Below are 20608 nucleotides of genomic sequence, written 5' to 3' on the forward strand. Positions count from 1 at the left end.
GCCGTGTCACGGCATCCGTGACCACCACCCCTGTGAGGTCCCCGTGCGCCTGCGCCCGATCGCCGCCCTGTCCGCCGCCGCCGTGTCGGTGCTCCTGCTCGCCGGGTGCGCCGGGTCGGGCGACGCGGAATCCTCGCCGTCGCCGTCCGGCTCCAGCGGTGCGGCGGACGCCTGCCTCATCGCGGCGTCGCCGGGATCGGACTCGGACGCCGTCACCGTCGACGAGGCGGGTGACACGCTGTCTGCCACCGTTCCCTCCGACCTGGCGTTCGAACAGGTCGAGCGCACCGTCGTCACGCCCGGCGACGGGGCGGACCTCGGCGTGGGCGACCTGGTCTCGGCGCAGTACCAGGTGTACGACGGCGCCTCCGGTGAGCTGATCAACGACTCGACGACGACCTCCGCCTCCGAGGACGGACGCGTGCCGGTACTCATCGACCAGACCCAGCTGACGATGTGGGTCGGAGCGATCGAGTGCAACCCGCTCGGGTCGACTGTCGTGATGACCGTGCCCGGCTCGGCGCTCGGCACCGAGGGCAGCAACTACGTCGTCGTCGCGCGCACGTTCGAGGAGCTGCCGACGACAGCGACCGGTCAGAGCGTTGCGCCGGTGGAGGGGATGCCGGAGGTCGCTCTCGCGGACGACGGCGAGCCGACGATCACCGTGCCCGACACCGCTGCGCCCGCCGACCTGCAGATCGAGGTGCTCAAGAAGGGCGACGGGCCGACCGTCGCCGAAGGCGACCAGGTGACGGTTCAGTACAAGGGCGTCGCGTGGGACACCAAGGAGGAGTTCGACTCCAGCTGGAAGCGCGGGGCGCCGGCGGCGTTCACCACGACGGGGGTGTACGAGGGGTTCGGCAAGGCGATGGTCGGTCAGACCGTCGGCAGCCAGGTGCTCGTGGTCATGCCGCCGTCGATGGGTGACCTGAACGGCGCGCTGAAGGGGAAGACGCTGGTGTTCGTCATCGACATCCTCGGCACCCAGCACGCGCCGACCGCCGCCACCCAGTGACGCCGAGGCGCCCCAGCGACGGCGCGCGGCTAGGCTGACGGGATGCGTCGCGTCCTGATCCTCGGCTCCACCGGTTCGATCGGGACGCAGGCGCTCGATGTCATCCGAGACCGCCGCGACAGGTTCGAGGTCGTGGGGCTCGCCGCCGGGCGTGACGCCGACGGCATGGCCGCGCAGGCGGCCGAGTTCGGCGTCGCCGAGCGCGCGACGGCGCTCGGCGCAGACGCGGCGGAGCGGCTCGTCCGCGAGGTGGATGCCGAAGTGGTGCTCAACGGGATCACCGGATCGGTCGGCCTCGGCCCGACCCTCGCAGCCCTCGAAGAGGGGCGCACGCTCGCGCTCGCGAACAAGGAGTCGCTCATCGTCGGCGGCGACCTCGTGACGGCGCTCGCCGCGCCCGGGCAGATCGTCCCGGTCGATTCGGAGCATTCCGCGATCGCGCAGGCGCTGCGCGCGGGGGAGGCGCACGAGGTGCGACGGCTCGTGCTCACGGCATCCGGGGGTCCGTTCCGCGGGCGGACGCGCGCCGAGCTCGTGAACGTGACGCCCGCCGAGGCGCTCGCGCACCCCACCTGGGACATGGGCCGGGTCGTGACGACGAACTCCGCGACCCTCGTCAACAAGGGGCTCGAGGTCATCGAGGCGCATCTGCTGTTCGGCGTCGACTACGACGCCATCGACGTCACCGTGCACCCGCAGTCGATCGTGCACTCGATGGTCGAGTTCACCGACGGGTCGACGATCGCCCAGGCATCCCCGCCCGACATGCGCCTGCCGATCTCGCTCGGGCTCGACTGGCCGCACCGCGTCGCGGGCGTCGGTGCGCCGCTCGACTGGACGACGGCGCAGACCTGGACGTTCGAGCCGCTCGACGACGAGGCGTTCCCCGCCGTCGCGCTCGCGAAGCAGGTCGGCCGCGCCGGCGGCACCTACCCGGCTGTCTTCAACGCCGCCAACGAGCAGGCCGTGGATGCCTTCCACGAGGGCGCTCTGAGCTATCTCGGCATCCTCGACACCGTTCGGCGCGTCGTTGACGCGCACGCGGCCCCCGGCGAGCTCACGCGTGAATCGCTCGCCGAGGCGGAGAGCTGGGCGCGCGCGGAGGCGGATCGCGCGATCGCCGGTGCCTGAGAGCTCCGGCGCGTGAGGAAGGGGATCAGCCCGCGCCCGGGGATGGGAAGGGGCGCAGGCTGATCCGGGAGCCGACCACCGCGGTGTGGGGCTCGAGCCGACCATCGGGTGCGGATCGGCGCGTCGGGGGAGCGGTCAGTAGGTCGTCAGACCGTGCGCGCGGAACTTCTCGCGCACCCGCTCGGTGAGTTCGGGAGTGGGCGGCTCGGTGTCCTCGAGCAGGTAGTCGCGGCCGAGGGCGGCCCACTTGTCGCGGCCCATCTGATGGAAGGGGAGGACCTCGACGCGGGTTACGGTGCCCGGCATGATCTCGTTGAGGGATGCCGCGTACTCCGCCACCTTCTCGACGTTCTCGACGTCGTCGGTGAGACCCGGGACCAGCACGAAGCGGATCCAGACCTCGGGACCGTGCGGCATCTCGGCGAGGCGCCGCCCGAAGGCGAGCGTCGGCTCGAGCTCGCGCCCCGTGACCGTCTTGTACGTGTCGGGATCCCCGCTCTTGACGTCGAGGAGCACGAGGTCGACGTCGTCGAGCATCGCGTCGGTGGCCGCCGCGCCGAGGTAGCCGGAGGTGTCGATCGCCGTGTGGATGCCGAGCTCCTTCGCCCCGCGGAGGATCCGCGCCGCGAAAGCGGGCTGCATGAGCACCTCGCCCCCGGAGAGCGTGATGCCGCCTCCGGTGGCGCGGAAGACGCCCTGATACCGCGCGATGCGGGCGAGGAGCTCGTCGCTCGAGACGGGCTTGCCGTCGCGCATCTGCAGCGTGTCGGGGTTATGGCAGTACTGGCACTGCAGCGGGCAGCCCGCCAGGAAGGTCGTCAGCCGCGTTCCCGGGCCGTCGACCGCCGTCACGAGCTCCCACGAGTGCACCGATCCCAGCCGGCCCTCGCGCATCGCGACGAGGCGCTCGTGCCGCGAGGCGTCGGCGACCTCCAGGCCCGCGAGAGGAGCAGACAGGTTCGACGCGATCAGCGTGGCGGACATGGTCTGCTCCTCTCGGGGTCTTCTGGGGTGGGGGTTACATCGAGCCGTGGAACGTGCGCGACAGGACGTCGAGCTGCTGCTCGCGGGTCAGTCGCACGAAGTTCACGGCGTAGCCGGAGACGCGGATCGTCAGCTGCGGGTAGTTCTCCGGGTGCTCCATGGCATCCTCGAGCGTCTCGCGGTTCAGCACGTTGACGTTCATGTGATACCCGTGCGACCCGACGTACGCGTCGAGGAGGCCGGCGAGGTTGTGCACCTGCTCGTCCTTCGTGCGTCCGAGGCCGGCGGGGACCACCGTGTTCGTCAGCGAGATGCCGTCCTGCGACTCGGAGTACGGCAGCTTCGCGACCGACAGGGCGGAGGCGAGCATGCCGTGCGTGTCGCGACCGTTCATCGGGTTCGCACCCGGGGCGAACGGTTCGCCGGCGCGGCGGCCGTCGGGGGTGTTCCCCGTCGCCTTGCCGTACACGACGTTCGACGTGATGGTCAGCACCGACTGGGTCGGCAGCGCGTTCCGGTACATGGGGTGGCTGCGGATCTTCGCCATGAAGCGCTCGACGAGGTCGACGGCGATGTCGTCGGCCCGGTCGTCGTCGTTGCCGTACGTCGGGAACTCGCCCTCCGTGACGTAGTCGACGACGATGCCGCGGTCATCGCGCACCGGGGTGACGGTCGCGTACTTGATCGCCGACAGCGAGTCGGTCGCGACCGAGAGGCCGGCGATGCCGCAGGCCATCGTGCGCAGCACGTCCTTGTCGTGCAGGGCCATCTCGAGCCGCTCGTACGCGTACTTGTCGTGCGACCAGTGGATGCAGTTGAGCGCCTCGACGTACGTCTCGGCGAGCCAGTCCATCGTCTTGTCGAACCGGGCCATGACGTCGTCGAACTCGAGCGGTCCGTCGCCCACGGGGGCGGCGACCGGCGAGACCTGCTTGCCGGAGACCTCGTCGCGCCCGCCGTTGATCGCGTAGAGCAGCGTCTTAGCGAGGTTGACGCGGGCGCCGAAGAACTGCATCTGCTTTCCGACGCGCATGGGGCTCACGCAGCACGCGATGGCCGCGTCGTCGCCCCACGCCGGACGGATGATCTCGTCCGACTCGTACTGCACGGCCGACGTGTCGATCGACACCTGCGCGCAGAAGTCCTTGAACCCCTGCGGGAGGTCCGGGCTCCAGAACACGGTCATGTTCGGCTCGGGCGCAGGTCCCAGGTTGTAGAGCGTCTGCAGGTAGCGGAAGGAGTTCTTCGTGACGAGCGGACGCCCGTCCTCGCCCATGCCGCCGATCGTCTCGGTGACCCAGGTCGGGTCGCCGGAGAAGAGCGCGTCGTACTCGGGAGTGCGGAGGAACCGGACGATGCGGAGCTTGATCACGAAGTCGTCGATGATCTCCTGCGCCTCGGTCTCGGTGAGCAGGCCCTGCTCGAGGTCGCGCTGGATGAAGACATCCAGGAACGTCGAGGTTCGGCCGAGCGACATCGCGGCGCCGTTTTGCTCCTTGACCGCGCCGAGGTAGGCGAAGTAGAGCCACTGCACGGCTTCACGAGCGGTGGTCGCGGGGCCGGAGATGTCGAATCCGTAGGATGCCGCCATCTGCTTGAGCTCCTGCAGCGCGCGGATCTGCTCCGCGTGCTCCTCGCGCTCGCGGGCGATCTGCTCCGTGAAGGGCGTGGTGTCGAGGCCGAGCTTGTCGACCTTCTTCGCGGCGATCAGCTGGTCGACGCCGTAAAGCGCGACGCGGCGGTAGTCGCCGATGATGCGGCCGCGGCCATAGGCATCCGGCAGACCCGTGATGATGTGCGACGAGCGTGCGGCGCGGACGTTCGGCGGGTACACGTCGAAGACGCCCTGGTTGTGCGTCTTGCGATACTCGCTGAAGACCGTCTTCAGGGTCTGGTCGACCTCGTAGCCGTAGGTGTCCAGAGCGCCCTCGACCATGCGCCAGCCGCCGTTGGGCATGATGGCGCGCTTGAGGGGAGCGTCGGTCTGGAGGCCGACGATGACCTCGTCGTCCTTCGCGATGTAGCCGGGCGCGTGGGCGGTGATGCCGGCCGGCGTGTGCGGGTCGACGTCGTAGATGCCCTTCTCGCGCTCCTCGGGGAACATCTCCGAAAGGGTGTTCCAGATGCGGGTCGTGCGGGCGGTGGCGCCGGTCAGGAACGAAGCGTCGCCGGTGTAGGGCGTGTAGTTGCGCTGGATGAAGTCGCGCACATCGATCTCGTCCTGCCAGGGGCCGGCGGTGAAGCCGTTCCAGGCGGCGGGCTGAGCGTCGTGCTCGGTCTCGTGTGCGGCGGGAGTGACGGTGGTCATGATTGTTCCTCGAGTCCTCGTGGGATGAGCCCAATGGATCGATCGGCTTCGCCGATCCGCCCGAGCACCCATCCGTGTCCGGGTCGTGATTCCAGTGTAGGACTTGTGGTCAGACCACAAAGAAGATGTGTGCGCAACCCACAAGGCGGGGCGCGTTCGCGGCATCCCCTTTGTGGTCAGGCCACACGTGCCTTCCCGCGCGGCGGCGCGTCACCACCCCGCGTCGCGCAGGGCGCGCAGCGCCATCTCCCGCGGGTTGTAGGGATGCCGGACGCCCTGGATCTCGCGGTGGTCCTGATGCCCCGGTCCGAACCAGAGGATCGCGTCTCCCTCGCCCACGAGCGAGACGGCCTTCGTGATCGCGTCTTCGGGCGGGGTGATGTTGTAAAGGCCCCCCGCGGGCGGCTCCTCGACGGCGCCGGAGTACAGCGCGTCGCGGATCACCTGGGGGTCTTCGTAGCGCGGGTGGTGGTCGGTGACGATCGCGATGTCGCTGTTGCGCGCCGCCGCCCGACCCATCGCCGGGCGCTTGGTCGTGTCGCGCGAACCGTCGGCGCCGAACATGATGAGGAGCTTCCCCGGCGTCTGACGACGGACCGCCTGGGCCGTCATCTCGAACCCGTCGGGGGTGTGCGCGAAATCGAGGTACACCGTCGGCCCGCGGCCCGTCGTGACCGTCTCGGTGCGCCCCGGAAGCGTGCCACGGATGCCGCCGTCGCGATCGAGCGTCGCGACGATCTCGTCCCACGTGGCGAGGCCGGACTCGAGGATCATGACGATCGCAAGACCCGCGTTGGCGGCCATGTGCGGCCCCGTGACGGGCGCGGTCGTCTCGAGGCGCTCGCCATTCGGACCGGTGAGGACGAAGCGGGTCTCGTTGATGCGCTCGTCGACCATCTCGACCGACCACTGCGCCGTCGCGGCGAGCGCGGCGTCGGTCGCGATCTCGGGCGTTGCGATCGTGGTCACCGGGATGTCGGCGTGCTCCACGACGCGCTGCCCGGCCGGGGTGTCGAGGGACACCACGGCGCGGCGGGCGCGGTCGGCGCGGAACATGCGGAGCTTCCCCTCGAGGTACTCCTCCATGTCGGCGAAATCGTCCATGTGGTCGTACTGCAGGTTCGTGAAGCCGGCGACGTCGTAGACGATGCCGTCGACGCGGTGACGGACGATCGCCTGGACGCTCACCTCGAGTGCGAGCGCGCGCACGCCCTGCTCCCGCATGTGTGCGATGAGCGCGTGCAGCTCGGTCGACTCGGGGGTCGTCAGGCGCGCCATGATCGACTCGCCGTTGATGTGGCGGCGCGCGGACGAGGACATCCCCGACGGGATGCCGAGCTGCTGCAACAGCTCATCCTGCAGATGCACGGTCGAGGTCTTGCCGTTCGTCCCGGTGACACCGAGGATCACCGGGAGGTTGCCGTCGGTGCCGTAGACGAAGGAGGAGACGTCTGCGAGGGCGCCGCGCGGGTCGTCGGTGACGAGGATCGGCACGCCGGCGTCCGCGGCGATCTCGGCGCCCGCCTCGTCGGTGAGGATCGCGACGGCGCCGCCCCGCACCGCGTCGGCGGCGAACTCGGCACCGTGCCGGCGCACGCCGTGGATGCCGACGAACAGGTCGCCCGGGTGCAGGTCGGTCGTCGCCAGGGTGACGCCGGTCACCTCGACACCGTCCAGGTCGCCGATCGTGCGATGCGCCGCGCGCTCCGCGACCTCGGTGAGGGCGCGGACGGGCGGGTGTGCCGGGCGCAGCGCGGGGGGGATGTTCGAGGGCGGAGTGGGCATGTTCATGTCCCGTCCATCATCTCATCGACACCTCGTGCGGGTGTCGCACCGCGCTGCGCCCGGAGGCGCGTCAGCTCATGCGGCGGACCGCGGCGGCTTGTGCGCCGGACTCCGCGTCAGCTCTTGCGGCGAAGCCCCGCGACGCCGACGCCGAGGGCTGCGAGCGCGGCGACGAGCGCCCCGCCGGCGAGCCAGCGCGCGACGGGATCGGCCGCGGCGCCCACGTCGTCGGTGTCGGCGTGCTCGGTGTGGTCGCCCCCGTCGGCGGGGTCGGCCGACGCGTCGTCGGCCGCGCCGTCGCCGTGACCGTGACCGGTGTCCTCCGACACCTCTCCGACGGTCACGACGGGAGCGGGAGACTCGAGGTCGTCTTCGCTCTGGCCTTCGCCGGCGACCTCGGCCCAGTCGGTCTGGCCGACCTCGCAGGTCTGCAGCACCGGGAAGGCGACCTGCGTTCCCGACGCCGACGATGCGAAGATCACGTCGAGCGCGACGCTCGCGGCGACACCGGATTCGACGGGCGTCACCGCCGTGTAGGTGACCTTCGTGGGGATGCCGTCGGTGCCGACCTCGCGGTCGATCGTCCACGCGCCGTCGAGGACGGGCGTGACGCCGTCGACGCCGTCGGGGATGCTGATCGCGACGGAGGTGGTGGGCGAGTCCTCGCAGCCGTGGCTGAACGAGAAGTCGAGACGCGTCGTCGTGCCGGCGGCGGATTCGTCGGGCGTGACGTGGACGTGCGCCGACGCGGCGAGCGGCGCGGCGAGGATGAGTGCGCCGCCGGCGACGAGGCCGGCGAAGAGCGGTGCGCGGCGGCGACGGGGCGTGGTGGAGTGCGGGCGTGCGGATGCCATCGGGTTCTCTCTGTCTGTGTGGTGCCGTCGGTGCGCGGTGCGCGGTGCGCGGCGGGACGGCCGGTGTGAAGGGACGCCTGCGCTCGGACGAACGGATCAGGCGGTGAGGGCGGACGCGGGGCGCGTCGGCGGACCCCTTCGGCTCAGACAGTCGAGGAAGACGGCGGCCGCGTGCGGAGCGGTGGCCGGGGCAGACGGCAGCGGCGCATGCGGGGACGGCAGCATGGGCGCGACCGGCAGGCGCAGCAGGCGGCGGATGCCGCGGGCGATGGCGACCATCAGGTGCTCACCCCACGCGAGCACGACGAGGGTCGCGAGCGCGGCGATCGCGTGGCCCACGGTCATGGTCGCGGCGGCGGGATCGGCGAACGTCGAGGCATCCAGAGCGAGCGGGGTGTGGTGGTGCGCGGCGTGGCCGAGGCCGCCGGCCGGGGCGGCATCGCCGATCACGGCGAAGGCGCCGTGCAGGGCGAGCTGGGCGGCGCCGATCGTGGCGGCGAGCCGCGGCAGGGTGCGGCGCCGACCGATGAGGCCGACGCACAGCGGGGCCGCGAGGACGACGATCGCCACGACGAGCCAGGCCGGCGGTGCGTGCCCGCCGGAGAGCGTGTGCGCAGTCGAGGCGAACAGCACGGCGACGGCGGCCGCGACGGTGCCGCGCAGCGCGCGCAGGCGCCGCAGCGTCGGGCGTTCGCTCACGTCGGGCACAGACAGGAGCCTAACCGGCCTTCAGGTGGAGTGATGCACGGGCCGACCACCGCGCTCACGACGGGGCCCACGCGGCGTCGGGTCGGGTGGCGGCTCGGCAAACTCAAAGCGGGTCGCGCTAGCCTCTTCGGTCGTGACCGTCATCGCCTTCATCATCGGGGTCGCGCTGCTCGTCGTCGGGCTCGCGGTGTCGATCGCGCTGCACGAGATCGGTCACCTCGTGCCGGCGAAGAAGTTCGGCGTCCGCGTCGGCCAGTACATGATCGGGTTCGGTCCGACGCTGTGGTCGCGGCGCATCGGCGAGACGGAGTACGGCGTCAAGGCGCTGCCGCTCGGCGGCTACATCTCGATGGCGGGGATGTATCCGCCCTCAGACGCGACCGCGTCGGGAGCCGCGGGCAAGGCCGGAGGCGGGTTCTTCGCCACGATGGTGCAGGATGCCCGCACCGCGAACGACGAGACCCTCGCCGCCGGCAGCGGCTCGCGCGGGCTCTACTTCTACGAGCTGCCGGTCTGGAAGCGCATCATCATCATGCTGGGCGGGCCGGTGATGAACTTCCTCCTGGCCGTCGTGCTCTTCACGATCGTCGTGAGCGGCATCGGCGCGCAGACCGCGACGACGACGATCGCTGCCGTGAGCGAGTGCGTCCTTCCCGCCGGCACCAGCCAGACCACCTGCACATCGAGCGACCCGGCGTCGCCTGCGGCGGCCGCCGGCATCCTCCCCGGAGACGTCATCGTCTCGGTCGACGGCACCGACGTCGACACGTTCGCCGAGGCATCCGCCATCATCCAGGACAAGCCGGAGACGACGATCCCGATCGTCGTCGAGCGCGACGGGCAGCGTCAGAGCCTGCAGGTCACGCCGATGCTCGCGACCCGGCAGGTGGCGGGCGAGGACGGGACCGCGACGACGGCCGAGGTCGGCTTCGTGGGGATGACCGCGACCGTCGAGTACGAGCGCCAGCCGATCTGGGAGGGCCCGAAGGCGGCGGTCACCCAGACCCAGCAGGTCGCCGGGATCATCTGGCAGCTGCCGGTGCGCGTCTACGACACCGCCGTCGATCTCGTCACGGGGCAGGAACGCGACCCGAACAGCCCGCTCTCGGTCGTCGGCGCGGGGCGCCTGGCCGGCGACGTCGCGGCGACCGACACGCCGATCCTCAACCGGGTGTCGGGCCTGCTCACGATCCTCGGCGCGCTCAACATCGCGCTGTTCGTGTTCAACCTGATCCCGCTGCTGCCCCTCGACGGCGGGCACATCCTGATCGCGCTGTGGGACGGCATCCGCCGCTTCTGGGCGAAGCTGTGGCACCGCCCGCCCCCGAAGCCGGTGGACGCGACGCGGCTCGTGCCGGTGACGTTCGTCGTCGTGATCGCGCTCGCCGTCATGACGGTCGTGTTGGTCGCGGCCGACCTCTTCAACCCCGTGCAGCTCCTCGGCGGCTGACCCGTCTCGGGAGCCGGCGCGTCGGGGCCCGCTCAGGTCAGGGCGGGAGCCAGCGCGTGGGTCAGGAGGCGGTCGAGGGTCTCGAGGCCGTCGCGCGACAGGATCGACTCGAGGTGGCCCTGCACGGACGCGTAGCCGGGGCCCCGAAGCGCGTAGACGTCCCCGGATGCCGGGTCGGCCGCGATCTCGGTCTCACCGAGGGCCGCGGTCCCGGGTGCGACGCGCGCCGTGAAGGTGTTGTAGAACCCGATGGATGCCGTCTGCCCGAACACCTCGACGTTCTTCTGCAGTCCCTGGTGCGGGCTCGCGAGCGGCACGAGGTCGAGGCCGAGCGTGTCGGCGAGCACCTGATGGCTGAGGCACACGGCAAGGAGCGGGCGGCCGGACGAGAGCCGAGCGGCCACCACCTCGCGCATGCGCGCGATGCGCGGGCTCCGATCGTCGCGGGGGTCGCCCGGTCCGGGGCCCGCGACCACGACGTCGGCGACATCGAGCGCCGACGGTGAGGCCTCGGACCACGGCACGATGGTGGTGGCGAACCCGAGGTGGCGCAGCTGGTGGGCGAGCATCGTCGTGAAGCGGTCTTCGGCATCCACCACGATGGCCGTGCGTCCGGCACCGGGGCCTGCGGGGGCGGCGGGCGCGGTGGCCGTGGGCACCGCCGGGGCCTGCGGGTTCATCCAGAACGGGGCGAGGCGCTCGTTCCGCGCCTCCAGCAGCGCCGCGATCTCGGGGTCGTCGGCGAGCGCGGTGCGCGGCGCGGCGGCGGGGGCGTCCTCGTCGAGCGCGGCACGCTCGGCCGCCTCATCGCGCGGGATCGCGCCGATCGCGCCCAGCACACCGGCGGCCTTGCCGTGGGTCTCACCGACCTCGCCGTCGGGGTCGGAGTGGCGCACGAGCGTCGCCCCGACCGGAACGCGCAAGGTCCCGTCCACGAGGTAGGCGGTGCGGATGAGGATCGGCGCGTCGAGATCGTGGCCCGCGGCATCCGGCACCCCGCCCGCATCGGCGGGCGCCGGGGTGAACAGCGCCGCGACGCCCGAGTAGTACCCGCGGGGAGCCTTCTCGTGGCGCTTGATCACGGTGCACGCGTTCTGCATGGGCGAGCCGGTCACCGTCGGCGCGAACATCGTCTCGCGAAGGATGTCGCGCGGGTCCATCGTGCTCTGCCCGCGGAGCATGTACTCCGTGTGGGTGAGGCGCGACATCTCCTTGAGGTGCGGACCCGTGATGCGGCCTCCGTCGGAGCACACCGCCGACATCATCTTCAGCTCCTCGTCGACGACCATGAAGAGCTCCTCGGTCTCCTTCGTCGACGCGAGGAACTCCGTCAGCGCCTCGGCGGTCGCGCCGCCCGCGGGATGACGGAACGTCCCCGAGATCGGGTTCATCGTGACGACACCGTCACGTGCGGACACGTGCGCCTCCGGGCTCGCGCCGACGGCGAGGTGGCCCGGGGTCGAGACGAGGAACGTCCAGTACGCCCCGCGCTCGTGCTCGAGCAGCGCCCGGAACCACGTGAGGCCCGCCGTCAGCGGGTCGGTGTTGACGGATGCCGTGAAGTCGCGCCGGATCACGAAGTTCGCGCCCTCGCCCCGGCCGATCTCCTCGGCGATGACGGTGCGCACGATGTCGGCATACTCCTCGTCGCTGAGGTCGAAGCCCGCATCCGCGAGCGGCACCGTCGCGTTCGGCAGCGCGGCGATCGCGTCGGCGAGGGGCACCGCGTGGTGCGCGTCGACGACGAGGCAGCGCAGCGGCGCCGCATCGTCGTGGCACGCGAAGCCGCGCTCGACGACCTGGCGATAGGGGACGAGGGCGAGCACCTCGCGGGGGGCGCCGTCGGCATCCGTCAGTGGGATATCCGCGAGGAGCTCGACGTCGACGACGTCGCCGGTCAGCACCTCGACGGTCGCACCGTCGCGCGCCAGGAGGGCGAAGGGGCGGCCGGACGCGATCGCCTCGGTGAGAGGAAGGAGAGGGGCGGACTGTGCTGGCTGGGCGGACTGTGCTGGGTGGGCGGACTGGGCGTCGGTCATGCCGGGCCTTTCTGTGGAACGGGGCCGCCTTGTCGTGAGTACGCAAAGACCGCCCGTCGGGTGGGAGGGGCGGTCTCGTCAGTCGCTCGCGCAGCACACCGCCTCAGCGGGTGTGCCACCAGGAGTCGCGCGCGAACATGCGGTCACGATAGCAGAAGGCGGGGGAGGTCGGACGCCTGCGTTCAGACGGCCGTTTCAGCCCGGCCCCAGCCGCGCGGCGTAGGCTGAAGCCGTGCCAGCAGTGAATCTCGGGATGCCCCGCGTGCCGGAAGTCCTCGCCCCCCGTCGCAAGACCCGCCAGATCAAGGTCGGGAAGGTGCTCGTCGGCGGCGACGCCCCGGTCAGCGTCCAGTCGATGACCACGACGCCGACGCACAACATCAACGCGACCCTGCAGCAGATCGCCGAGCTCACGGCATCCGGCTGTGAGATCGTCCGCGTGGCGGTGCCGCGGCCCGAAGACGCCGACGTCCTGCACATCATCGCGAAGAAGAGCCAGATCCCGGTCATCGCCGACATCCACTTCCAGCCGAAGTACATCTACCAGGCGATCGACGCCGGGTGCGGCGCCGTCCGCGTGAACCCGGGCAACATCCGCGAGTTCGACGGCAACGTCGGGGCGATCGCGAAGGCCGCGAAGGATGCCGGGGTGTCGCTGCGCATCGGCGTGAACGCCGGGTCGCTCGACAAGCGCCTGCTCCAGAAGTACGGCAAGGCGACGCCGGAGGCCCTCGTCGAGAGCGCCGTGTGGGAGGCATCCCTCTTCGAAGAGCACGACTTCCACGACTTCAAGATCTCCGTCAAGCACAACGACCCGATCGTCATGGTCAAGGCGTATCGCATGCTCGCCGAGCGCGGCGACTGGCCGCTCCACCTCGGGGTCACCGAGGCCGGGCCCGCATTCCAGGGCACGATCAAGAGCGCGACCGCCTTCGGCATCCTCCTCGCTGAGGGCATCGGCGACACGATCCGCGTCTCGCTGTCGGCTCCTCCCGCCGAGGAGGTCAAGGTCGGCCACCAGATCCTGCAGTCGCTGAACCTGCGCGAGCGCAAGCTCGAGATCGTCTCGTGCCCCTCGTGCGGGCGCGCGCAGGTCGACGTCTACACTCTCGCCGAGGACGTGACCGAGGGCCTCAAGGATGTGACGGTTCCCCTCCGCGTCGCCGTCATGGGCTGCGTCGTCAACGGCCCCGGTGAGGCGCGCGAGGCCGACCTCGGCGTGGCCTCGGGCAACGGCAAGGGCCAGATCTTCGTGAAGGGCGAGGTCATCAAGACCGTCCCCGAGTCGGAGATCGTCGCGACCCTCATCGAGGAGGCGCGCCGCATCGCCGACGAGATGGGCCCCGACGCCCAGGTGGGCACGGCGCAGGTCGTGACCGCCTGACGGTTCCTCCGGCGCGGTCTGCGCCGCTGCCGCTCACTGGAGGCAGAACTCGTTGCCCTCGGGATCCTGCATCTGGAAGTAGTACTCCGGCCACGGCCCCCAGGACTGGTCGATCAGCCGGACGACGCTCGCCCCGAGCGCGACGAGGCGATCCTTCTCGGCGTCGACGGCGGCGCGCGGGTCCTGCCCCTCGACGCGCGGTGTCGTGACGTCGAGGTGCAGGCGGTTGCGACCGGTCTTCGCGCCGTCGGCGTGCAGGAAGAGCAGCCGCGGGCCCTGTCCGTTCGGGTCCTCGGCGAGACCGCGGTGGGCGAGATCGTCGGCGGTGAGTCCCGCGTCGAGCAGCTCGCCGCGCAACGGCTCCTCCCAATCGAGCGCGGGGTACCCGAACACCCCGCTCCAGAAGTGCGAGAGCGCGCGCGGGTCGTCGGCGTAGAACGTGATGTTTCCGAGAGTTGCCATGGCTTCCGCCTTCCGATCGCTGTGGATGATGCCGACGCTACGACGCCCCTCGGACATGCGCCAGAAGGTGCCCGTCGGCGGATCACGGACGACGGAGATGTCGCCGAGGCAGGATGCGGAAGGCGGAGTCGGTCCTGTCGGCCCGAGATCTCCTGCGTCGGTGAGGTGCACCGCACCGAGACATTCCACGCGAGCGGGGGCACTCCACGCGAACGGCGGCACTCCACGCGAACGGCGGCACCCCACCCTAACGCCGGCACCCCACGCGAACGGGATCGGAGTGGTCGAGTGACGCGCTCGATCCGCTAGCGTCGGCATCCTATGACCGCGTCCTCGCCCACCCCCGCCGCGCCCACGGAATCGGTGCCCCTGTCGCGCCCGATCGTCGCCGGTGTCATCACGGCCCTCGTCGGCGTGACGTCGTCGTTCGCCGTCGTCCTCACCGGACTGGATGCCGTCGGCGCGAGCGCCGCGCAGGCCGCGAGCGGGCTCCTGGTCCTCTGCCTCACGATGGGCCTCGCCTCGATCGTGCTGTCGGTGCGCTACCGCATGCCGATCTCGAGTGCCTGGTCGACGCCCGGCGCCGCCGTGCTCGCCGCGACCGCCACGGTCGAGGGCGGATGGCCCGCGGCGGTCGGCGCCTTCCTCCTCACCGGTGGGCTGATCGTGCTGACGGGGCTGTGGCCGCACCTCGGTCGCCTCATCGCACGCATCCCGCCGTCGATCGCGCAGGCGATGCTCGCCGGCGTCCTGCTGCCGCTGTGCCTCGCCCCGGTCACCGGTCTCGTCGCGAACCCGTGGGGCGTCGTTCCGGTCGTCCTCGTGTGGCTCGTGTTCCTTCGCCTCGCGCCCCGGTGGGCGGTGCCGCTCGCGTTCGTCGCGGCGGCGATCGTCGTCGGCATCCATGTCGGCGTGACCGCAGCGGCGATCGACCCCGCCCTCCTCGTTCCGCGCCTGGAGTTCACGGCGCCGACGTTCACTCCGGGCGCTGCGGTCGGGGTCGCGCTGCCCCTGTTCATCGTCACGATGGCCTCGCAGAACGTCCCCGGCGTCGCGGTGATGCGCAGCTTCGGCTACGAGGTGCCCTGGCGCCCCGCGATGCTCGTGACGGGCATCGGCACCGCGCTCGGCGCGCCGGCGGGTGGCCATGCGATCAACCTCGCCGCCATCAGCGCCGCGCTCGCCGCCGGCCCCGATGCTGACCCCGATCCGCGCCGCCGGTGGGTCGCGGGCGTGTCGACGGGAGTCTCGGCGATCGTGCTGGGCGCGTTCTCGGCGGCGCTCGTCGCGCTCGTCGTCGTCGCCCCGACCGCCGTGATCCCCGCGGTCGCAGGGCTCGCGCTGCTCGCGACGCTCGCCGCGGCGATCCAGCAGGCGATCGACGACCCGGGGGAGCGGCTTCCCGCCGTCGTCACGTTCGTCGTCGCGGCATCCGGTGTCTCCGTCCTGGGCATCGGCGCGGCGTTCTGGGCGCTCCTCGCGGGGCTGCTCGTCCGCGGCGTGCTGCACGTCGGGCGGCGGCGCTGAGGCAGGGGCGGGCCGTCACGCCGTCACGCCGTCACGGAGACAGGAGATGTCACGGACACAGGCTGAATGCCGTTGATTCCGTCCTGCCTCGGTGAGATCTCCTGCCTTCGCGATCTCCTTCCCCCGTGAGATCGCCTGTCTCCGTGACCTGACGTGACCTGTGCACGCGCCGGTCACGCCCGCGCGAACACCAGGGTGCCGTCCGCGATGGATGCCGAGACCAGGCGCAGCCGCACCGTTGTGCCGGGTTCGACGTCGAGGCCCGCGACCTTCGCCTCGACGGGCGGATCGGTCACCTGCACGCGCGCGCCGTCGCCCTTGACGCTCAGGACGACGCCGTCGAACACCTCGCCCTCGCGCCCGTGGAGGACGGCGGCCTCGACGCGATCGAGCGATGCGGCATCCAGCTGCGAGGCCTTCTGCGTGCTCCGCGCCATGAGCGTCGGAAGCTCTCCGAGGGAGCTGCGAGCCCAGTCGGGAACCTCCCGTCCGTTTGCGAGGGCGTCGCAGACGACGAGCGCCCACCGGTCGACGAGGCGACGCAGCGGCGCCGTCGTGTGCGCGTACGCGGCGCCGATGGCGGAGTGCAGGGTGTCGGCGGGCACGGTGCCGTCGAAGGCGACATAGCCCGCGCCGCGGAACAGCCCCGCGGCGTACTCGCGCACGGCGAGGGCCGCGGGGGAGCGGTCGAGGCCGCGCAGGTAGTCGCCGTACGCGACGTCGGGACTCCACGGCATCCCCAGGGCGATGGTCTGCGCGCGGAACTCTTCGATGTCCTCCGGCGCGGCGGGCGGCATCGTGCGAAGGATGCCGACGCGCCCGCGCACCATGATCTCGGCCGCCGCCATTCCGGTCAGGAGCGAGACCTGCGCGTTCCAGTCCTCGAGCGGCACGCCGTAGCTGCGCTCGAGCCGGTAGCCGTCGCCGTCCGGCTCGATGCGCACCTCGGGGACGTTGAGGCTCGCTCCACCGCGTTCTCGTTCGCGCTCGCCACGGGCGGCCCCGAACCACGGCAGTGCGGCGAGCGTGGGCGGCGCGTAACCGGCGTCGATCGCCCGCTGTGCGTCGTCGTAGGACCACTGCCGGCGAGAGCGCACGACGCCGCGCGTGAGGGTCGTCTCGGTCGGGTTCGCGCCCTCGTCGAGCACGAAACGCCAGACGTACGCGCGCCGGTCCCGGCAGGGCAGGAGGGAGGCGGCATCCTCGCTCAGCACGGGCGGGTGCAGGGGGATGCGTCCGTCCGGCGCGTAGAGCGTCTGGCCACGGCGGCGTGTTTCGGCATCCAGCGGGCCCTCCGGCGCGACGTATGCCGGGACGTCCGCGATCGCGTAGTGCAGGATCGCGCCGTCGGGGGTCCGCTCGAGGTGCAGCGCCTGATCGAGGTCGGTAGACCCCGCCGGATCGATCGTGAGGAACGGGATGCCGCGGAGGTCGGGCACTCCCGCGGCATCCGGATCGACGGGGACGTCGCGGGCTGCGCGATCGGCCTCCGCCTGCGCGTCGGCGGGATACGAGTCCGGCACGTCGAGGTCGCGGCGGAGCTGCGCGAGGGAGCCGGCGAGCGCGCCGCGGGCCTCTGTCGGAACGATGCGGGAGCGGCGATGCGTCACGCACGTCAGCCTATGCGTGTGGCCACGTTCGGTGCCGAGCCGTCACGCAGCCTCATCCGTAAACCTTCGAAGAAGATCCCCCCGAAACCGATGGGGTCGACGCGGTCCCGTCTGGCGCGGGTTCCGCCGGAAATCGGAACGGGCGGCGCTGCGAAAGCAGGCTCGATCGCGGCCTGCGGCCCCCGTGAGAGCGGGGCGTGCACAATCGGCCCTGCTTTTGCGGCGGGGACGACGGTGATCTCGCGGATCCCACGACCGAACTCCCGATCGCGCGGAATGACGCAGGAACCACGCGGCTAAGCTTGACGCTCGTGGTCACCCGTCTTTCCAACTACTTCGTCCGCACGCTCCGCGAGGACCCCTCGGATGCCGAGGTCACGAGCCACAAGCTGCTCGTGCGCGCCGGCTACATCCGACGCGCCGCCCCGGGCGTGTTCACGTGGCTGCCGTTGGGCTTGAAGGTCAAGGCGAAGATCGAGGGCATCATCCGCGAGGAGATGGCGGCGGCGGGCGCCTTCGAGGTGCACTTCCCGGCGCTCCTGCCCCGCGACCCGTACGAGCAGTCGGGCCGGTGGACCTCCTACGGCGACGGCATCTTCCGCCTGCAGGACCGGAAGGGCGCCGACTACCTCCTCGCTCCGACCCACGAGGAGATGTTCACGCTCCTCGTGAAGGACCTGTACTCGTCGTACAAGGACCTGCCGCTGACGATCTACCAGATCCAGGACAAGTACCGGGACGAGGCGCGTCCCCGCGCCGGACTCCTGCGTGGCCGCGAGTTCACGATGAAGGACGCCTACTCGTTCGACTACACGGATGAGGGGCAGGATGCCTCGTACATGAGCCAGCGCGACGCGTACGAGCGGATCTTCCAGCGCCTGGGTCTCGAGTACGTCATCGTCGCCGCCGACAACGGCCTCATGGGGGGCGCGCGGTCGGAGGAGTTCCTGCACCCCACCGCCGTCGGCGAGGACACCTTCGTCCGCTCGGCGGGCGGCTACGCGGCGAACGTCGAGGCGTTCACGACGGCCGTGCCCGATCCGGTGCCCTTCGACGAGGGCGAGGCGCCCGTCGTCTTCGACTCGCCGAACACGCCCACGATCGAGACGCTCGTCGCGCACGCCAACGCCGTACTCGAGCCGCGCGCCGACGGGCGGCCCTACACCGCCTCCGACACCCTCAAGAACGTCGTGCTCGCCCTGACGCACCTCGACGGTGAGCGTGAGCTCGTCGTCGTGGGACTTCCCGGCGACCGCGAGGTCGACGACAAGCGCGCCGAGGTCGCTTTCGCGCCCGCCGCCGTCGAGGCCGCGACGGCGGAGGACTTCGAGCGGAACCCCCTGCTGGTCAAGGGCTACATCGGCCCGTGGTCGCCGGCGGGCGCCGTGCTCGGCGAGGAGTCGGCGACCGGCATCCGCTACCTCGTGGACCCCCGCGTCGGAGAGGGCTCTGCGTGGATCACCGGCGCGAACCTCGACCAGAAGCACGCGCACTCGGTCGTCGCCGGGCGCGACTTCTTCGCCGACGGCGTGGTCGAGGTCGCGAACGTCGTCGCGGGCGACCCTGCCCCCGACGGCTCGGGACCGGTGGAGCTCGCCCGCGGCATGGAGATCGGCCACGTCTTCCAGCTGGGCCGCTTCTTCGCCGAGACCCTCGGTCTCAAGGTTCTCGACGAGAACGGCAAGCTCGTCACCGTCACGATGGGCTCGTACGGCATCGGCGTGACGCGCATCCTCGCGATCCTCGCGGAGCTCAACAACGACGAGAAGGGCCTCGTGTGGCCGGCATCCGTCGCGCCGTTCGACGTGCAGGTCGTCGCCACGGGGCGGGATGCCGCGGCGTTCGATCTCGCCGAGCAGGTCGCCGCGTCGCTCGAGGATGCCGGGCTCGACGTGCTGCTCGATGACCGCCCCAAGGTGTCGCCGGGCGTGAAGTTCGGCGACGCGGAGCTCATCGGCGTTCCGCAGATCGTCATCGTCGGCCGCGGCGCCGCGGACGGCGAGGTCGAGCTCTGGGACCGCCGCTCGGGTGAGCGCACGGTCGTCCCCGCGGCGGATGCCGTGCAGACGCTCGCCTCGCGCTGACGCCGCGTCCGGTGCCGCCGGCACCGGACCCTTGCCCCGCGCTCAGCGCGCCCCCGCGGCGAACTCCTCGAGCAGTTCCGCCGCGCGCGGCGCCCCGCCGGCCTCCGCGAGCTGCGCCGCGATCTCCCGCGCCCGATCCCGATAAGAGGGGTCCGCCCGCACGCGCCCGACCGCCTCCCGCACTGCTGCGGGCGCGGGCCGCCCCGTCCGCAGGTTGACGCCGGCACCGGCCGCCGCGACCCGTCCGGCGACCTCGGGCTTGTCGAGGTCCGCGCCGCCGACGACCAGTGGCACGCCGTGCGAGAGCGCCGTCAGGGTCCCGCCCCACCCGCCGTTCGTGACGAGGAGGTCGACGCGGGGAAACAGCGCGTCGAACGGGAGCATCGCCGCGGCCCGGGCGTTCGGCGGCACGGGGAAAGGCAGCGTGTCGACGCCCCGCACCCCGGTGGACGCCGCGACGATCACGTCGGCGTCGGCGAGGGCATCGAGAGCGGGCTGCAGCAGATCGGTCGGGTCGACGTTCTGGGTCCCCTGGGTGACGGCGATCACACGGCGCCCGTCGAGCTCGTCCCACCACGGCGGGAGCGGCACCTCCGCCGGCGTCGCGAGCCGGCCCACCCGGTGCAGGTGCGCAGGCCTGTCGGGCAGATCGAAGTCGAGCGCGGGGACGCCCGAGGCGAGGATCAGCTGCGCCGACCAGACCTGTCGGTCGAAGCCGACGGATGGGGGGCGAGCCCCACCTCGACCCGTGCCCGGTTCGCGGCTCGGTTCAGCGTCCCCGAGAGCGCCGGGATGAGTGCGCGCAGAAGCCTGTCGCGCGTCCTGCCCGCAACCGAGCGCCCCGGCCGGAGCCCCTGCCCCGGCGGAGGCCCCTGCCGTGAGACGAGGTGCAGCGGCAGCACGGCGACCGTCGCCCACCGGCATCCGATCGCCTCTGCGACCACGCTCGGCGCGAGGGATGCCTCGTCGCTCACGAGTGCGTCCCAGGACTCCCGCTCCCATTCGGCGCGGAGGTCGGCGAGCTGGGCGGGCGCGGTGCCGACGAAGAGGTCCTCCATGTTCACCATGAGCTGGCGGAACCCCTTCTTGCCGACGAGACGCGGAAAGGTCGCGGGCAGGTTCTGCTCGTCGAAGTCGGCGCCGCCGTCCACGGGACGAACCGCGCCCCGACGGCCTCGACCTGCACGCGGAACGCCGCCCCCGTGTAGAACCGGACGTCGTGCCCGCGCCGCGCGAGCGCGCCCGCGACGGCGACCATGGGCGCGAC

16 protein-coding genes are annotated in these 20608 nt (G+C 71.6%); 6 read left to right on the top strand and 10 right to left on the bottom strand.

The window, feature by feature from the left end; translation table 11 throughout:
• Positions 1 to 43: 43 nt before the first annotated feature.
• Entirely contained in the window at positions 44 to 1015 is a 972-nt protein-coding gene (locus tag AC3ENQ_RS05650; RefSeq protein ID WP_431802528.1) for an FKBP-type peptidyl-prolyl cis-trans isomerase, read from the top strand.
• A 42-nt stretch (positions 1016 to 1057) separates the two neighbouring features.
• Positions 1058 to 2146, top strand: coding sequence for a 1-deoxy-D-xylulose-5-phosphate reductoisomerase (gene dxr, locus AC3ENQ_RS05655; RefSeq protein WP_431802530.1), 1089 nt, complete (start codon positions 1058 to 1060; stop codon positions 2144 to 2146).
• Positions 2147 to 2281: 135 nt separating this feature from the next.
• Here the strand turns inward: dxr and pflA are convergent, their stop codons facing one another.
• The 5 genes from pflA to AC3ENQ_RS05680 all read right to left on the bottom strand — a co-directional run bounded on the left by pflA (position 2282) and on the right by AC3ENQ_RS05680 (position 8785).
• Positions 2282 to 3130, bottom strand: coding sequence for a pyruvate formate-lyase-activating protein (pflA, locus tag AC3ENQ_RS05660; protein WP_431802532.1), 849 nt, complete (start codon positions 3128 to 3130; stop codon positions 2282 to 2284).
• A 34-nt stretch (positions 3131 to 3164) separates the two neighbouring features.
• A complete protein-coding gene (gene pflB, locus AC3ENQ_RS05665) occupies positions 3165 to 5438 on the bottom strand; it encodes a formate C-acetyltransferase (protein ID WP_431802534.1) in 2274 nt (757 codons plus the stop codon).
• A gap of 210 nt (positions 5439 to 5648) precedes the next feature.
• Entirely contained in the window at positions 5649 to 7229 is a 1581-nt protein-coding gene (locus tag AC3ENQ_RS05670; RefSeq protein ID WP_431802536.1) for a Mur ligase family protein, read from the bottom strand.
• A gap of 110 nt (positions 7230 to 7339) precedes the next feature.
• Entirely contained in the window at positions 7340 to 8077 is a 738-nt protein-coding gene (locus tag AC3ENQ_RS05675) for a DUF1775 domain-containing protein (RefSeq protein ID WP_431802538.1), read from the bottom strand.
• A gap of 96 nt (positions 8078 to 8173) precedes the next feature.
• A complete protein-coding gene (locus AC3ENQ_RS05680) occupies positions 8174 to 8785 on the bottom strand; it encodes a hypothetical protein (protein ID WP_431802540.1) in 612 nt (203 codons plus the stop codon).
• A 133-nt stretch (positions 8786 to 8918) separates the two neighbouring features.
• Here AC3ENQ_RS05680 and AC3ENQ_RS05685 point away from each other — a divergent pair, with 133 nt between their 5' ends.
• Positions 8919 to 10235, top strand: coding sequence for a M50 family metallopeptidase (locus tag AC3ENQ_RS05685; protein ID WP_431802542.1), 1317 nt, complete (start codon positions 8919 to 8921; stop codon positions 10233 to 10235).
• Positions 10236 to 10267: 32 nt separating this feature from the next.
• Here AC3ENQ_RS05685 and AC3ENQ_RS05690 read toward each other — a convergent pair whose 3' ends face one another.
• Complete coding sequence (locus AC3ENQ_RS05690; protein ID WP_431802544.1) at positions 10268 to 12274, bottom strand: anthranilate synthase family protein; 2007 nt, start codon at positions 12272 to 12274, stop codon at positions 10268 to 10270.
• Between the two features lie 232 nt (positions 12275 to 12506).
• Here AC3ENQ_RS05690 and ispG point away from each other — a divergent pair, with 232 nt between their 5' ends.
• On the top strand, positions 12507 to 13658 hold the full coding sequence (gene ispG, locus AC3ENQ_RS05695) for a flavodoxin-dependent (E)-4-hydroxy-3-methylbut-2-enyl-diphosphate synthase (protein ID WP_431802546.1): 1152 nt from the start codon (positions 12507 to 12509) through the stop codon (positions 13656 to 13658).
• A gap of 33 nt (positions 13659 to 13691) precedes the next feature.
• Here ispG and AC3ENQ_RS05700 read toward each other — a convergent pair whose 3' ends face one another.
• A complete protein-coding gene (locus AC3ENQ_RS05700; protein ID WP_431802548.1) occupies positions 13692 to 14120 on the bottom strand; it encodes a VOC family protein in 429 nt (142 codons plus the stop codon).
• Between the two features lie 321 nt (positions 14121 to 14441).
• Between AC3ENQ_RS05700 and AC3ENQ_RS05705 the strand changes: the two genes are divergently transcribed.
• Complete coding sequence (locus tag AC3ENQ_RS05705; protein ID WP_431802550.1) at positions 14442 to 15647, top strand: benzoate/H(+) symporter BenE family transporter; 1206 nt, start codon at positions 14442 to 14444, stop codon at positions 15645 to 15647.
• A 173-nt stretch (positions 15648 to 15820) separates the two neighbouring features.
• On the opposite strand, the gene AC3ENQ_RS05710 is transcribed toward AC3ENQ_RS05705, so the two are convergent.
• Positions 15821 to 17257: an RNB domain-containing ribonuclease gene (locus AC3ENQ_RS05710; RefSeq protein WP_431802552.1), complete on the bottom strand. Its 1437-nt coding sequence runs from the start codon at positions 17255 to 17257 to the stop codon at positions 15821 to 15823.
• A gap of 311 nt (positions 17258 to 17568) precedes the next feature.
• On the opposite strand from AC3ENQ_RS05710, the gene AC3ENQ_RS05715 reads away from it, so the two are divergent.
• Positions 17569 to 19341, top strand: a complete 1773-nt coding sequence (locus AC3ENQ_RS05715; protein WP_431802554.1) for a proline--tRNA ligase — start codon at positions 17569 to 17571, stop codon at positions 19339 to 19341.
• Positions 19342 to 19383: 42 nt separating this feature from the next.
• On the opposite strand, the gene AC3ENQ_RS05720 is transcribed toward AC3ENQ_RS05715, so the two are convergent.
• Both AC3ENQ_RS05720 and AC3ENQ_RS05725 read right to left on the bottom strand, forming a co-directional pair.
• Positions 19384 to 19959, bottom strand: coding sequence for a glycosyltransferase (locus AC3ENQ_RS05720; RefSeq protein ID WP_431802556.1), 576 nt, complete (start codon positions 19957 to 19959; stop codon positions 19384 to 19386).
• Positions 19960 to 20024: 65 nt separating this feature from the next.
• Entirely contained in the window at positions 20025 to 20492 is a 468-nt protein-coding gene (locus tag AC3ENQ_RS05725; RefSeq protein WP_431802558.1) for a hypothetical protein, read from the bottom strand.
• Between the last annotated feature and the right edge of the window lie 116 nt (positions 20493 to 20608).

This window comes from Microbacterium sp. bgisy203 (genome assembly GCF_057706945.1).

What these genes read in the sequence shown, in the direction of transcription:
- AC3ENQ_RS05690 (WP_431802544.1), bottom strand. Translation starts at nt 12,274, where the DNA reads ATGACCGACGCCCAGTCCGCCCACCCAGCACAGTCCGCCCAGCCAGCA.
- AC3ENQ_RS05675 (WP_431802538.1), bottom strand. Translation starts at nt 8,077, where the DNA reads ATGGCATCCGCACGCCCGCACTCCACCACGCCCCGTCGCCGCCGCGCA.
- dxr (WP_431802530.1), top strand. Translation starts at nt 1,058, where the DNA reads ATGCGTCGCGTCCTGATCCTCGGCTCCACCGGTTCGATCGGGACGCAG.
- pflB (WP_431802534.1), bottom strand. Translation starts at nt 5,438, where the DNA reads ATGACCACCGTCACTCCCGCCGCACACGAGACCGAGCACGACGCTCAG.
- AC3ENQ_RS05670 (WP_431802536.1), bottom strand. Translation starts at nt 7,229, where the DNA reads ATGAACATGCCCACTCCGCCCTCGAACATCCCCCCCGCGCTGCGCCCG.
- AC3ENQ_RS05705 (WP_431802550.1), top strand. Translation starts at nt 14,442, where the DNA reads ATGACCGCGTCCTCGCCCACCCCCGCCGCGCCCACGGAATCGGTGCCC.
- AC3ENQ_RS05700 (WP_431802548.1), bottom strand. Translation starts at nt 14,120, where the DNA reads ATGGCAACTCTCGGAAACATCACGTTCTACGCCGACGACCCGCGCGCG.
- pflA (WP_431802532.1), bottom strand. Translation starts at nt 3,130, where the DNA reads ATGTCCGCCACGCTGATCGCGTCGAACCTGTCTGCTCCTCTCGCGGGC.